This is a genomic window from Pedobacter deserti, from assembly GCF_024436415.1.
Lineage (GTDB): Bacteria > Bacteroidota > Bacteroidia > Sphingobacteriales > Sphingobacteriaceae > Pedobacter > Pedobacter faecalis.
In genome coordinates this window covers 1,042,185-1,056,392 of the sequence record NZ_JAFMZQ010000001.1, presented here as the reverse complement: position 1 = coordinate 1,056,392, position 14,208 = coordinate 1,042,185, and the positions used below count along the sequence as shown (strand labels likewise).

General features: G+C 49.6%; 16 protein-coding genes. 11 read left to right on the top strand and 5 right to left on the bottom strand.

From position 1 onward, the window contains the following. Nucleotides 1-35: 35 nt before the first annotated feature. The 3 genes from J3P40_RS04895 (at nt 36) to J3P40_RS04885 (ending at nt 2,185) form a co-directional block, all read left to right on the top strand. Complete coding sequence (locus tag J3P40_RS04895) at nt 36-332, top strand: helix-turn-helix domain-containing protein (protein WP_256003452.1); 297 nt, start codon at nt 36-38, stop codon at nt 330-332. Further along, nucleotides 332-1,582 (top strand): type II toxin-antitoxin system HipA family toxin, encoded by a 1,251-nt coding sequence (locus tag J3P40_RS04890; protein ID WP_256003450.1) that lies wholly within the window; start codon nt 332-334, stop codon nt 1,580-1,582. Before J3P40_RS04895 ends, J3P40_RS04890 begins: the two co-directional genes overlap by 1 nt. 141 nt (nt 1,583-1,723) lie before the next feature. Continuing rightward, nucleotides 1,724-2,185: a helix-turn-helix domain-containing protein gene (locus tag J3P40_RS04885; RefSeq protein WP_256003448.1), complete on the top strand. Its 462-nt coding sequence runs from the start codon at nt 1,724-1,726 to the stop codon at nt 2,183-2,185. Nucleotides 2,186-2,224: 39 nt separating this feature from the next. Here the strand turns inward: J3P40_RS04885 and J3P40_RS04880 are convergent, their stop codons facing one another. The 4 genes from J3P40_RS04880 to J3P40_RS04865 all read right to left on the bottom strand — a co-directional run bounded on the left by J3P40_RS04880 (nt 2,225) and on the right by J3P40_RS04865 (nt 4,405). Beyond that, entirely contained in the window at nt 2,225-2,362 is a 138-nt protein-coding gene (locus J3P40_RS04880) for a hypothetical protein (RefSeq protein WP_256003446.1), read from the bottom strand. 40 nt (nt 2,363-2,402) lie between these two features. Continuing rightward, nucleotides 2,403-2,561 carry a hypothetical protein gene (locus tag J3P40_RS04875; protein WP_256003443.1) on the bottom strand — a complete coding sequence of 53 codons (159 nt, stop codon included), beginning with the start codon at nt 2,559-2,561 and terminating at the stop codon, nt 2,403-2,405. A gap of 110 nt (nt 2,562-2,671) precedes the next feature. Continuing rightward, nucleotides 2,672-3,814, bottom strand: a complete 1,143-nt coding sequence (locus J3P40_RS04870; RefSeq protein WP_256003442.1) for a hypothetical protein — start codon at nt 3,812-3,814, stop codon at nt 2,672-2,674. 24 nt (nt 3,815-3,838) lie between these two features. After that, entirely contained in the window at nt 3,839-4,405 is a 567-nt protein-coding gene (locus tag J3P40_RS04865) for an RNA polymerase sigma factor (RefSeq protein WP_256003441.1), read from the bottom strand. Between the two features lie 136 nt (nt 4,406-4,541). Here J3P40_RS04865 and J3P40_RS04860 point away from each other — a divergent pair, with 136 nt between their 5' ends. From J3P40_RS04860 to J3P40_RS04845, 4 genes are all read left to right on the top strand, one after another. After that, nucleotides 4,542-4,901 carry a hypothetical protein gene (locus tag J3P40_RS04860; protein ID WP_256003440.1) on the top strand — a complete coding sequence of 120 codons (360 nt, stop codon included), beginning with the start codon at nt 4,542-4,544 and terminating at the stop codon, nt 4,899-4,901. Between the two features lie 8 nt (nt 4,902-4,909). Beyond that, on the top strand, nt 4,910-5,452 hold the full coding sequence (locus J3P40_RS04855; protein WP_256003439.1) for a YceI family protein: 543 nt from the start codon (nt 4,910-4,912) through the stop codon (nt 5,450-5,452). Nucleotides 5,453-5,459: 7 nt separating this feature from the next. Next, nucleotides 5,460-6,419: a DUF5777 family beta-barrel protein gene (locus J3P40_RS04850; protein WP_256003438.1), complete on the top strand. Its 960-nt coding sequence runs from the start codon at nt 5,460-5,462 to the stop codon at nt 6,417-6,419. Nucleotides 6,420-6,515: 96 nt separating this feature from the next. Beyond that, nucleotides 6,516-6,890, top strand: a complete 375-nt coding sequence (locus J3P40_RS04845; RefSeq protein ID WP_256003437.1) for a response regulator — start codon at nt 6,516-6,518, stop codon at nt 6,888-6,890. Here J3P40_RS04845 and J3P40_RS04840 read toward each other — a convergent pair. Then, nucleotides 6,887-8,137: a sensor histidine kinase gene (locus J3P40_RS04840; protein WP_256003435.1), complete on the bottom strand. Its 1,251-nt coding sequence runs from the start codon at nt 8,135-8,137 to the stop codon at nt 6,887-6,889. The two genes, J3P40_RS04845 and J3P40_RS04840, sit on opposite strands and share 4 nt — an antisense overlap. 104 nt (nt 8,138-8,241) lie before the next feature. Between J3P40_RS04840 and J3P40_RS04835 the strand changes: the two genes are divergently transcribed. The 4 genes from J3P40_RS04835 (at nt 8,242) to J3P40_RS04820 (ending at nt 14,198) form a co-directional block, all read left to right on the top strand. Then, a complete protein-coding gene (locus J3P40_RS04835; protein WP_256003433.1) occupies nt 8,242-9,558 on the top strand; it encodes a glycoside hydrolase family 140 protein in 1,317 nt (438 codons plus the stop codon). Nucleotides 9,559-9,581: 23 nt separating this feature from the next. Continuing rightward, nucleotides 9,582-10,157 (top strand): DUF3267 domain-containing protein, encoded by a 576-nt coding sequence (locus J3P40_RS04830; protein ID WP_256003431.1) that lies wholly within the window; start codon nt 9,582-9,584, stop codon nt 10,155-10,157. A gap of 74 nt (nt 10,158-10,231) precedes the next feature. Further along, nucleotides 10,232-10,783, top strand: a complete 552-nt coding sequence (locus tag J3P40_RS04825; RefSeq protein WP_256003429.1) for a glycosyl-4,4'-diaponeurosporenoate acyltransferase CrtO family protein — start codon at nt 10,232-10,234, stop codon at nt 10,781-10,783. Between the two features lie 88 nt (nt 10,784-10,871). Then, entirely contained in the window at nt 10,872-14,198 is a 3,327-nt protein-coding gene (locus J3P40_RS04820) for a VCBS repeat-containing protein (protein WP_256003428.1), read from the top strand. Nucleotides 14,199-14,208 lie beyond the last annotated feature (10 nt).

Here is a 14,208-nt window from a genome sequence, read left to right as displayed (position 1 = left end):
TAGCATTTTTGTGCAAAACGCCTAAAATATTAAGCATGAGAACCAAAAAACCCATTTTATTCCCTAAGCACAAAAAGATCCTCGAAGTAGTGGGCGAGAACATCAAGCTGGCGCGTAAGAGACGTGAACTTACCATCATGCAGATTTCCGAACGCGCAGGCCTGAACAGAAATACCGTTGCCAGTATCGAAAAAGGCAGCCCAAATGTTTCCATGGGAGCGTATTTCAATGTGCTCAGAGCAATGAACCTCCAAGGCGATTTCTACAAGCTTGCAGCCGATGACGAATTTGGAAAAAAATTACAGGACCTTAACCTACTTAAAGGACAGTAATGGCAGAGCGTACAGACATCCATATCTATGCGCACTGGATAGGCATGGAGGAACCGAAGGAGATTGGTGTACTGACTGCTGTCCAGGGAAAAGCGAAAAAGACCTTCAGCTTTGAATATAACCGGGAGTGGCTCAAGGATTCGCGCTTCTTTCTGTTGGACCCCGACCTGGATCAATTCACCGGCCCGCAGTATCCAAGGAACAAGGAGAACTTTGGCGTCTTTATGGATTCCATGCCCGACACCTGGGGAAGGACATTAATGAGAAGGCGCGCCGCAGATGTTGCAAGGGAGCAGGGTAAGCCAAACCCCACGCTGTATGATATCGAATACCTTTTGGGAGTAAACGATATGAGCAGAATGGGCGCACTAAGGTTCAAACTCGATCCAGGCGGGCCATTTCTTGATGACAACAGGGATTCCCCAACGCCACCATGGGCACATATCGGCGAACTGCAGGAAAGTGCTTCACGCTACGAAAAAGACGAGGATGCTATCGATGTTAGGAAAGATGTAAAAATATTGCTCGCACCAGGCTCCTCACTGGGCGGAGCAAGGCCAAAGGCGAACATTATCGACGAAAAGGGACAGTTATGGATCGCCAAGTTTCCGTCCAATAGCGATACAACAAACAAGGGGGCTTGGGAATATCTCGCCTATAGACTCGCAACCGGTGCAGGAATAAACATGGCAGAATCACAGCTCCTGCACGTATCGGGAAAATACGATACTTTCCTGACCAAACGCTTCGACAGGGAACTGGGGCACCGCATCCATTTTTCCTCGGCGATGACCATGACCGGCAATATTGAGGGTAATATTCCTGAAGAGACCGGTTATCTTGACATTGCTGAATTCATACAGCGATACGGCAAATCGATAGAGGCAGACCTGCACCAGCTCTGGAGAAGGATCATCTTCAATATCGCCATTTCCAACACTGACGACCATTTAAGAAACCATGGTTTTGTGCTGACAGACAAGGGATGGACATTGTCCCCCGCCTATGACATCAACCCATCCATCGACAAAGACTCTCTGGCGCTGACCATCGACAGCTCAAGCAGTGCATTAGATTTTGACCTGGCCTTCAGTGTCGGAGAATATTTTCGTCTTGACAAACGCCAAATGGAGGATATTTTTCACCAGGTCAGCAAATCGGTATCGAACTGGAGAACAATTGCCAGGGAAATCGGCATCTCCAGAAGCGAGGTGGAGCAGATGTCCACAGCATTTCAGTTCGATCAATAATGATCACCTCCGTGCGATTCATATTTCTTGTAAAGTTCAAGCAGTTCAGGGTGACTTCGATTGCGCTGCTGTTAAAACTTGTTGCTGGGTGAATTGTTAGTGTGATGCAATCATGCTAATGAAAAACTTGGAACATAGCCAATGAGTACGATTACAGGTATAGATAAACTAGCCGGGCAGGTCTCGGCCGAGCAATTAAGCAAACTTAACAAAGCTGCCGAACGGCATGAACGAGAGTCGAGCATCACTTTCAGCATTAAGTATACAGACGAACATGTCACTGAGATTGAATGCAGGCAGCAGGAAAACAGATCCGGCAACTACGCCACCGAAGCTACTTTAATCAAAAGAACACGAGAACTGTTCAGCAAGTTTCTGCCCCAGTCCGAACTGGTCATCCTGCCTGTCACCTTTCGCCCTTCTCCGGCGAGTGAAGTAACGCCCGCCTGGCTCGATCAGAAAATGAACGAAAAAGGTATACGGATTAAGCAGATCGCATTCGATACGGGTGTAGACCGGGAAAGCATCTCAGACTGGGTTACAGGAAAACGGAACATGAGCCAGATCGTTAAGGCCATGTTTTATTATTACTTCGCCAGATAGCCAGCGCGGATCCTTAAGCTAAACAAAGCCGTTTTAGCGTTATTTTTGTTGGAAAGGGCTTCCTTTCTTATTCGGTGAGGGAACACCTTTATTGGAGTCTTTAACGAGGTTAACGGCATAAACCGCCAAAATGATGAATGCGATCAGCAGGATAATCTTTAATACTTTGTTTCTCATACCCTAAAAAAACCAAATGCACTTCGAAATGTTTCAATGGTCAGACATGATCATCCTTGTGCGTCTCAGGTTTGATTTCAGCATTGATAGATTCCTGTTCAAACTTCTTCCTGTCTTTGGAATTTCTCCGGATCAGCCAACCAACGAGCAGCAGCACAACCAAGGCAACGGGAATGACAATGACATAATTAACTTCCATAATACAATTTATTAGGTTAAGTTACACAAAGCGAAGACATTATCAGAACTAAAATGAGAATTTAATAGTCGCTTAACGTTCCAGTACCTGGAACAGCGGTTAGTGAACCCTTAATTCCCGGACATGTTCATATTGAGCGAAACAGCCACCCCCATGGAGCGCAGCCGGGTATTGTATTCGCCGATGCCTGTAAGCGGCACCTTCAGGAAGGGCTGCAGACCAACATTTACCTTGTTGCTCAGCTGGCGGTTCAGGCTCAGGGAAATATTGCCGACACCGAAAAGGTGCTGGTTCTTGTTTACGATCTCGCGCCGTGACACCTGTGCAGGTGACCCAGCCTCCCCGATATGGTATTCATATTTTTCATTGAGCATGAGATAGCTGGATATTCCGGGATTGATGGTCAGGGAATTGCGACCCTTTTCAAAGATCATATAGTTCAGGTTGAGCGGAATATCAAGTACCCGGCAGTCGGCAAATACGTCCGACGACCTGGATCCAGCTCCGTAGGCGCCGATGGTTGTCGACCCATAGCCATACCGTTTCACAGCATACACCAGTCCGGTCGTCACGCTAAGCCTGTCAGACAAGGCGTAAGTACCCAGCACACCTATGTTGGTACTGATCTTAGTGGAAAGGTTTGAGGGACTGGTAGAAATGTCCGGCGCAGCGATAATGCTCAGCACAAAGGGTTTGCCTCCCGCACGAAGGGGTTTGGCTTCGCTGGGCGGTGGTAATTCCGTTGCGGGTTCCGTTACAGTTTCGGTTGCGGGTTCCGTTACAGGTTTCGATACAGGTTCCGCTACCGAAGCAATAGCTTCGGTCGGAGGCTGCTGCGGAATAAGGGTCGGTTTAGCTGCTGTATCAAGATCTACCAGCCCTTGAACCTCGGCGAGCGTCTCCCCTGCTATGCGGGGCTGTTCAGATTTCGCAGTCTGCATGGGGCTTGGTATTTGTACCGCCGTTTGCTCCTCTGCCTGCACCGGCTCTTCCGATGGCTTTTGCTTCGGCTCCCGTGCAAGATTTTGTTCTTTTGCCGGGATCAAGGTAGGCTGGTTAAGCACCACAAAGAGCCCGATCAGCAATGCAGCAGCGATGCTGCCTCCGGCGATGAGCCATAGCGGAAGTACGCGCCGGGGTTTATGGTCGTCGAGCATGGCCGACATCTTCTCCCAATGGGCCTCATCGAATGGGATGTCGGGCTCGGCTAATCCCTTTTTGAAATACTCGTCTATATTATTTTCAGTTTTCATTTGCCGTATGGTATTGCAGACTCATCACGAGCCGTATTTAATGGTTGTTTCCGGAGCATCTGCTTTCTGCGCGGCATCTGTTTCGCTAAGCATCTCCTGTAGTTTTTGCCGGGCTTTGAACAGATTTGATTTAGATGTCCCCACGGAAATGTTCAGCATTCCGCTGATCTCCTCGTGCGTGTACCCGTCGATCGCAAAGAGGTTGAACACCATGCGGTAAGCGGGCGGCAGGCGCTGCACCAGCAGCAGCAGTTCTTTATATGCGAGATCGGCATATACACTCGCATAACTGCCGATGTCCTGGTGATCCGACAGATCTTCGTGTCCGCTGAACCGGAGATTGGCCCGGTAATGGTCTATCGCCGTATTGGTCATGATGCGGCCGATCCAGGCCTTGAAGGGCTTGGCACTGTCGTACTTTTCGATATGCGTAAACACTTTCAGAAACCCATCATTTAATACGTCAGCAGCCTCAAAATCATTGATGGCATACCTGCGGCAAATGGCCATGCAGTAGCCATAGTATTCCTTATACAGTAAATGCTGACTGGATCGCTCCCTATTGATACAACCTCTGATGATGGACTGCACTAGCTGTTTATTTCATTGATATATACCGCGCATACGCATGGCAACCGGAAAAGGTTGCCCGGCATAGCAAAAATATATTTTTCCCGACTTAATTAAAGCGGGACAACCTTCCCGGGCTTCGTCCCGTAATGCAGATATGAACAAAATTTTAACCTTCGCTATGCTGACATGCTTTTACCTGACTATGGTAAGCTGTTCAAAGAAACAGGCCGCCGAACTGAAACCTGATGACGGCCCGCCCGATCCGCCGGCAGAGGAGATCACCTACGCCAACTTCGCACAGGCTTTGTTCCAGAACAAATGCAACGCTTGCCACGCTCCGGGAGGGACTGCCTCGGGCATGTGGACTTTCAACGGACATGCTTCCGTTGTGGCCAATTCGAACAGGATCCGCCAGGCCGTACTGGTCAACAAAACCATGCCCAAAACAGGCAGCCTTTCGGCAGCTGAGCTGACTTCGCTGCAGACCTGGTTCGACAATGGTTTACCGCAATAGCCCAATCTATGAAACAGATCTCAACCCTATTTGTGCTGCTGTTTACGTTGGTACAGGTGCATGCCCAGGTGCTGATCAGCAGAAACGCAGCGATATCCTTTTTCTCGAGCACGGTGGTCGAAGACATTGAAGCCAAAAGTAATACGGCAGGTTCTGCCATAAACACCGGCAGCGGGGAAATCGTGTTCCGGGTGAGCAACACCTCCTTCAGGTTCCAGAAGAAGCTGATGCAGGAGCACTTCAATGAAAACTATATGGAATCGGACAAGTTTCCCCATTCAGAGTTTAAGGGTAAGATCACGGGCGCCTTCGATCCGCAGAAAGAGGGCAATTACCCGGTGAACGTAAGCGGCAACCTGAATGTACATGGGGTGACAAAAGCGTATACGGTTCCGGCTAACCTCACCGTGAACAAGGATAGCATAACGGCACGCGCCACCTTTAAAGTCAGGATAGCCGACCATGGCATTAAGATCCCTTCGCTGGTATTTAAAAACATCGCAGAATTTGTAGAGGTGAGGGTTCAGGCCCTGTATCTCCAGAAAAAATAACATCTATATGAACATAGAATTTAACCAAACGAATCAAAAAATCATGTTTGTTCTGGTCTTGTTGTGCCTTGCCCTTTCGGGAATGGCGCAGCAGGATCTTGAAAAGGAACTGGAGACCATACCCCAGGAACGCGAGAAAGTGACCGCCACGTTTAAGTCGGGTAAACTGATCAACCTGCATACCAATGAAACCATCCACCGCAATGAGCTCGACTTTAAGGTCGACCACCGCTTTGGTGATATTGCAGGTGATAACGGTGGCATCAGTCAGTTTTTCGGACTCGACAACTCTACGGATATCCGCATTGGGTTCGACTATGGGGTAAGTGACCGCCTCACTGCCGGGCTTGCACGTGCCAAGGGAGCTACGGCCGTTCAGCAGCTCATTGAACTCAGCCTGAAATTTCGCCTGCTTCAGCAAACAAGCGACGACCGGATGCCGCTGTCGGCCACCGCTTTTGTCAGCAACACCATCGCTGCAGTAAAGGCCAACAAAGACGACCCAACTGCGGCAACCTCTTACAGCAGTTTTACCGACCGGATGAACTATGTAAGTCAGCTGATCCTCGCCCGCAAATTCAGTCCGGGCCTATCGCTTGTACTCATCCCAAGCTATATTCACCGCAACTACACCCAGTTCAATGATCAGAACGACCTCTTCGCACTGGGCGCGGGAGGCAGGTTAAAACTAAGCAAACGGATGTCACTCGTGGTAGATTATACCGTTCCTTTCCGCAACAAGGAGGAAAAGCAATATCTGGAAACACTCAACCAGACCAGGTTTTACAACGTGCTGGGCGCCGGACTGGAGATGGAAACCGGCGGCCACGTATTCCACTTCAACTTCACCAATGCCACCGCCATTCAGGAAATGCAGTTTATTCCGCAGACCACCAGCTCCTGGACAAAAGGCCAGTACCGCTGGGGCTTCAGTATATCAAGACGGTTTTCTTTTAATAAAAGGTAGCGCGGCCACATCCTCACGTCTTTATCCCAACCACAACGGGTTATACCTGAAATTCACGCCGGCAAAACCTTTTCCCGATAATGGTGCTATATTCTTATGATTCAGCTTTTAATCGTAGATGACCATCCCATTGTCCGCGCCGGTTTGATACAACTTTTTGCTTACGAACCCGATATCGTAGTCAGCGGAGAGGCAGAAAATGGTGCCGTGGCCCTGAGCCTGATACGCGGCGGCGTCCCTTGTCAGGTAGTGCTTACCGACCTTAACATGCCGGAAATGGACGGCATTGAACTTACGAGGACCCTGACAGCTGAATTCCCGGAGATCAGCGTCATCCTGCTTACCATGCATGCGAAGGAAGGCTTTGCAGAAAAAGCCATGGAAGCAGGCGCCAAAGCATTCGTCTTAAAAGATACCGAAGCGGAAGAGCTTATTGGCACCGTTAGGGCAGTAGCGGCCAGGGGCAACTAAAGCCTTATCGTAAAGGTTGTACCCCGACCCACTTCACTCTCCACGGCAATCGTTCCTTTTAAAGACTCGATCTGTGTCTTGGTCATATACAAGCCCAGTCCTTTTCCTTCGCGATCTGAATGCAGTCTGCCGTACAGTGCAAAGATCCGGTGCTGATGCAAATCCAGGTCTATTCCCAGGCCATTGTCCTGGATAGAAATCACGGTATGAGTTCCCTCTTTGTAAACGTTTACGGCAATGACGGGCGGTCTCTCCGGCGAACGATACTTCATCGCATTACTGATTAGATTGAACAGTGCGCTCTGGACATAGCTTTTGATGCTGGTCAGTTCATCTGCCAGAGGATCCACGGTTACATGAATGCGTGCAGCACTCTCATCTATCTCTTTTTTCAGGTTGATGCACACCAGCGAGATGATCTCACTTAGCAAAAACGTCTGCATTTTTTCCTCCAGGCTGGACCGTACAGACAACACTGTGTTCAGGTCACGCAATACATGATCCATCGACTGGGCGGCTTTGAGGATATACCCCGTGGTCTCAGCCAGTGATGCTGAAGGAACATCTTCATGGAGAAGCTGTGCCAGGCCAAGGATATTCGCCACGGGCGACCGCAGATTGTGCGATACAATATGGCTGAACTGCATCAACTCGTCATGTCTCCGGTTGAGCTCCGCAATCAGTCGCTCGCGTTCAAGTTCTGCTTCTTTACGTGCTGTAAAATCACGCGCCGATGCGTAAAACTCCTGAATGCGCCCGGTTTCATCCAGGATAGGGACGACATAATCTTCCAGCCAAACGTACTTTCCTGTACGTTTATGCTTCATACGGTACACCCGGGTTCTCGGACTTTTAGACGTAAACATCTCTTTTGTAGTCGCTTTCACCCCTTCCAGATCCTCCGGATGTATGGAGTTCAACCAAAGCAGCGGCTCGTTGCGTACATCATCCACCGAGAACCCGATAATGCCTTCTACATGCGGACTCAGATAAGTGAAGGTATTTTTAAAAGGGTCTGTCTGGTCTATCGAAACAATATAAAAAACCTGGTCCGATGAGGTGATCAACCGCGTCACCAGCTGATTGGTTTTTTCAAGTTCTTCACCAAGCCTGTTCAATCCCGCAGTCACCGTATTCAGCGGATCCCCGTCATCCGAAACATCCAGCCGGACAGCGAAGTTACCCCGGCTGAATTCTGTAAGCGCTAATATAATCCCATCCAGCCGCGAAGCGGTTATTTTGCACATATCCAAATCTTTGAAAAGTGAAGATCGGTTATTGCCGCGAAATAACAGCCATGTAAATACTAATCTACCTTACTTTTTATTAAGTTTGATCATCACCTGCTGATATGAAACATCTGGTCCTCTACATACTCACCGCAATTTGGCTGCCGGCTGCGGCACAATTGAAAGTGAGCCCCGACAAACGCTATCTGCATACCAGTACTGGAAAACCGTTTTTCTGGCTGGGTGATACTGCCTGGGAGCTGTTCCATAAATTGGACCGACGGGAGGCAGACCGGTACCTGCGGGATCGGGCATCCAAGGGCTTCACCGTCATCCAGGCCGTGGTGTTGGCTGAACTTGATGGGCTCAGCACACCGAATCCTTACGGCGACACTCCGCTTATAGACAATGATCCAGCAAAGCCGAACGAGTCATACTTCAAACATGTAGATTACGTGGTTCAAAGGGCTGAAAGCCTCGGACTGATCGTCGCCATGCTGCCGAGCTGGGGCGATAAGTGGAACAAAGCCTGGGGTCAGGGACCGGAAATATTCACGCCTCAGAACGCGAAAGCTTTCGGGGAATACCTCGGTCGCCGGTATCGTAAGTATCCGATCGTTTGGGTGTTAGGTGGCGACCGCCATATTGAGAATGCCGAAGACCGGCATATCATTCATGCCATGGCTGAAGGGCTTAAGTCGGGCGACGGCGGCAGGCACTTAATCACCTTCCATCCAACGGGCGCCAGATCCTCTTACGATTACTTCAAGGACGCCACCTGGATAGATTTTCATATGTCCCAAACGGGGCACAGCCAGGATTCCAGGAATTACCGTTTTAATCGGCGGAACCTATCGCCGGTATTACCACATCTGGACGGCGAACCACGTTATGAAGATCACCCGAACAAATTCAAACCGGGCGAATTTGGCTGGATGGATGATTTCGATGCACGGCAGACAGCTTACTGGAGTATGTTGTCGGGTGCGTGCGGGCATACTTACGGGAATCATAATATCTGGCAGTTCTATAACGGCAGCAAGCCCGTATCCTGGGCACGCACGCATTGGACAGTCGCACTGGATCAGCCTGGTGCAAGGCAGATGGGGTTTATGCGAAGATTCTTTGAACAGTATAACTGGCAGTCCCTGCAGCCCAACCAAAGCGCCATAGGGAAAGATAACCCTGAAACGCCGGAGTATGAGGTGGCCGCCACCTCCGCAGATGGGCGATTGCTCATCGCCTACCTGCCGTATGGCCGGAAAACGACCATCAATACATCCATGCTAAAGACCGTTAAACTGAAGCTGTCTTTATTCAATCCCAGAGATGCACAGATACTGCCCCTCGGGGAATTTAAGAATGAAGGAAGTAAATCCATTGTGCCGCCCTCGGAAGGCCGCGGCAGCGATTGGGTTGTCGTGGTGGAGGGATTATAATAATAAGTTGTTTATTTTTGGGCATGAAAACAGCAGATCAAGATCAAGCGCGGGAACTTACAATCAGTGCCGGTCAGGCACAACTCAAATCGATCGCCTATTTTTTACCCTTTGCATTCGTATTCGTGTTGGTTTTTTATTTGCTCTGGCCTAACCAGCTTTCCCTCGCTCATTATAAAGAAATTTTACCTCCAGGTGTCCAGGGTTTAGTTTGGCTGGTTGGCATCATGCTAGCCGGCATTGTTGTGCATGAACTGATCCATGGCCTTGCCTGGGCGCTTTTCGCCAGTTCAGGCTTCCGGACCATCAGGTTTGGGATACTATGGAAATCTTTGACGCCCTATTGCCACTGTACGGAGCCATTACGGCTCAGGCATTACCAGATTGGGGCGGCTGCGCCCGGAATCATTCTTGGAATAATCCCTACACTGATCGCCATACTTACCGGCAGCATTTCATGGCTGGCTTTCGGACTGTTCTTTACGCTGGCCGCTGGCGGGGATCTATTGATTATCTTAATGCTGCGAAACGAATCTAAACAGAGCTTTATACAAGATCATCCTAATAAGATCGGTTGCCTGGTCTATAAAAAACCCTGACGGGACAAGCCCTGAACTTCATGTATGTATTTCAGAAATACACATGATATTACGGCACCAACAACCCTCTTGTTATGAAAAAGAAAATTATTTTTATTGTGACCTCAGTGCTGTCAATAGCTTGCCTCTGTGGCCTGGTCTATTTTATTAAGGTCGACAGCTTTGCATTCGCGTGGGTACTTAATTTCCTGCTCATGGCATGCGCGGCATTCCTCTCCGACGCGATGCAAAGCAGATATGCTTCCCCCTACTTCCTTGAGAAAAAATGGGAACAGAAAGGCAAGCTGTACGAATACTTTGGCATAAACATCTACCGGAAATTATTGGTTTGGACCGGCTGGGAAAAGCTGACCAGAAAAACGCTCCCCATAGGAAACAATACTGAAGCCCTCACTAAGCTTTATCAGCAGACAAAAATATCCGAACTTAACCATACCGTCATCTTCATGATCGTGCTTGGATTCAATGTGTACGTAGCGTTAATATTCGGTTTTTCTAGATCCCTTTCGCTGCTGATACTAAATATCCTGCTAAATCTGTATCCCATATTTCTCCAGCGCTATAACCGCCCGCGAATAAAGCGGGCTTTGACCTTAAGTCAAGTCAGACATCAATTAATCAACTGAAATTTAGCTGACCATATAGGACTTTTATATAACTTTTTTGTCATACAGGTAAGTAAGTCTTTTACTGCTAACCAAAAAACCACTACGTATGACATTATTCCGCCTGGCAATACTGTGTGCGCTCTTTCTGCTGTCGTGTGCAGAAACTGAAAAAACCGCTCAAACACATGTAAGCCCTAAACCTCGTTTCAAACTGCTCGACTCTTCTTCCACCAGCATCCTGTTCAACAACGTTATCCAGGAGAAATTCGGCAAGGAAGTCACCAGCTTTTACCAGGGCTTCTATAATGGCGGCGGCGTGGCCACCGGGGACCTTAACGGCGACGGGCTCGACGACATCTACTTCTCCGGAAACATGGTCAGCAACAAGCTTTACCTGAACCATGGAAACATGCGGTTCAGCGACATTACACGTAAGGCAGGCGTGGGTGGCAGGCTTTCGGGATGGCGAAACGGTGTCAACATGGCCGACGTGAACGGCGACGGCAAGCTTGATATTTACGTATGCCACGCCGGAAGGGTCGCGGGTCCGAGGTCGCGCAACCAGCTTTTCATTAACCAGGGACTGAACAGCGACGGCATCCCGACTTTTGCAGATGAAGCGCTGACTTACGGCCTGGCAGATACCGCATTCAGCACACAGTCAATCTTTTTCGACTACGACCTTGATGGTGATCTGGACTTGTTCCTGATCAATGAGAACATACAGGTACTGAGTAACCTGGACGATGTGGCCATAGAAGCCTTGAAAAAGCAGGCCGACCCGCTCTCCTGCTCTAAACTTTATAAAAATGAAGGCCAACGTTTCCGGGAGGTGACCAAAGAAGCGGGCTTGAACATGTCGACCCTCTCGTACGGACTTAGCGGCGGGGTGGGCGACATCAACAACGACGGCTGGCCCGACATCTACCTGTCAAACGATTATGCTATTCCCGATGTGTTGTATATCAACAACGGCGATGGAACGTTTAGCGATCAGATGCAGAAACAGCTGGACCACATCTCCCTCTTTTCCATGGGTAACTGCATCGCCGACGTAAACAATGACGGTTTGCAGGACATCTTCACGCTCGACATGCTTCCGGAAGATAACAAACGGCAGAAGCTCCTGGCAGGGCTCGACAACTACGAACTGTTCAACATCAACCTGCGCAATGGCTTTTACTACCAGTATATGCGCAATATGCTTCATATCAACAATGGCAACGGCACATTCAGTGAGATCGGGCAGCTTGCCGGGGTTTCAAATACCGACTGGAGCTGGGCGCCGCTCTTTGCCGACTACGACAACGACGGCTGGAAAGACCTCTTCGTTACTAATGGTTACATGCGCGATTTCACAAACCAGGATGTCCTAAAGTACAATGAACAATACATGCAAAGTATTCAGGGACAGATTCAGCCTCACCATCTGGAAGAAATGCTGAAACGCGTGCCCTCTTCCGATGTGAAAAACTATATCTTCAGAAACAACGGAAACCTCACCTTCAGCAATAAAGGAGCCGAGTGGGGCATCACCCTGCCATCTAACAGCAATGGCGCTGCCTACAGCGACCTTGACAATGACGGCGACCTGGATATTGTAGTCAACAACATCAACAAGGCCGCATTTATCTACGAGAACCAGGGCGACACCACTTCCAGCTACCTGAAGGTTAAACTGAAAGGCTCCGGAAAGAATACAGACGGACTGGGCGCTACCGTAACCATCTATCAAAAGGGCAGGCAACAGTGCCTTGAACAGATGCCATCCAGGGGCTTCCTGTCCAGCGTTTCAGCCAACCTGCATTTCGGCCTGGGCAACGCGAAAACGGTGGACTCCGTCCGGGTGGTATGGCCGGGCGGCAGGCAGCAGGTGCTCAGCAATATTCGCGCAAACATGCAGTTGCTGCTTTATGAACGTGATGCCACGCAGCGGTATGTGAGGCAGAAGTCTCCCGACCCTCTGTTTAAGGAAATCTCTTCCCCTATAGCTTACAGCCAGAAAAAGAATCACATTAACGACTTTAAAAGACAACCCAATCTCGTGAACGCCCTTTCGTTTTCAGGTCCGTGCATGGCAAGGGGCGACCTGAATGGCGACAGCCTCGAAGACCTCTTTATCGGCGGCGACGTGGATCAGCCCGGGGCAGTATTTATTCAGCAAAGAAACGGACAGTTCAGGGCAGACAGCCAGCCCTTTCTAGCAGACGTGGCCAGTGAAGATACCGACGCCGTTTTCTTCGATGCGAACGGCGACACGCATACTGACTTGTATGTAGTGAGTGGCGGTTACGGAAACTTCAAAGAGGGCGACTCCCTGTTTCAGGACAGACTCTATCTAAACGACGGCAAGGGACGGCTTACCAAAGCGGCCGCTGCCCTGCCTAAGATGCACTCAAGCAAAAGCTGCGCGCGGGTAGGTGATTTCAATGGCGACGGGAAGCCGGATCTTTTTGTGGGGAGCCGCGTTAAGCCAACCAGATACCCTGAAACACCGGCAAGCTACCTGCTGATCAACGACGGCAAGGGCCGGTTTACCAATCAGATCAGGAAGATGGCCGCCCAGCTGGAGCACATCGGTATGGTTACCGATGCCGCCGTAACTGACCTGAACCAGGACGGTCGGGACGACCTGATCGTGGTGGGCGACTGGATGCCTGTGACAGCTTTTTTAAACGAAGGCGGGCAGCTTAAAAACCAGACGAAACAATATTTCGGCAAATCGTACCAGGGCTGGTGGAACACCATTCAACTCGAGGACCTCAATGCCGACGGCCGCGCAGACCTTGTACTTGGCAACCTTGGCCTAAACAGTCAGTGCCGGGTAAGTGACGCCAAACCCGCAGAAATGTTCTACAAGGATTTCGATATGAATGGTGCTATGGATCCCATTCTGTGCTTTTACCTGCTGGACAAAAGTTATCCCTATATGAGCCGGGATGAGCTGCTCGACCAGATGAGCATCATGCGCCCGCGCTTTCCCGATTACAAAAGTTATTCAGAAGCAGGTTTGAAGGAAATGTTTACCCCCGATGAACTCGAGGGGGCCAGACGACTGAAAGCAAACTGCCTGAAAACAAGCTTTTTTATAAGGCAGCAAAATGGCAGATTCAAAGAAAAGGCACTGCCCATACAAGCCCAGTTCGCACCAGTGTTTACCATAACTTCTCTGGATTACGACAGCGACGGATACAAAGACCTGCTCCTCTGCGGCAACATCAACCAGTCGAGGATACGTTTCGGAAAATACGATGCCAACCACGGTATACTCCTTAAAGGGAACGGAAAAGGCGACTTCAGCTACGTGCCCGAACTTCAAAGCGGCCTCCGCCTGAAGGGCGATGTACGCAGCACCGCCATCATCAACAATACCCTGTTTGTCGGTATCAACCAGCAAAAGCTTCGCGCATTTCGTTTCGGATCTGGCAAATAGCGTTGCCATA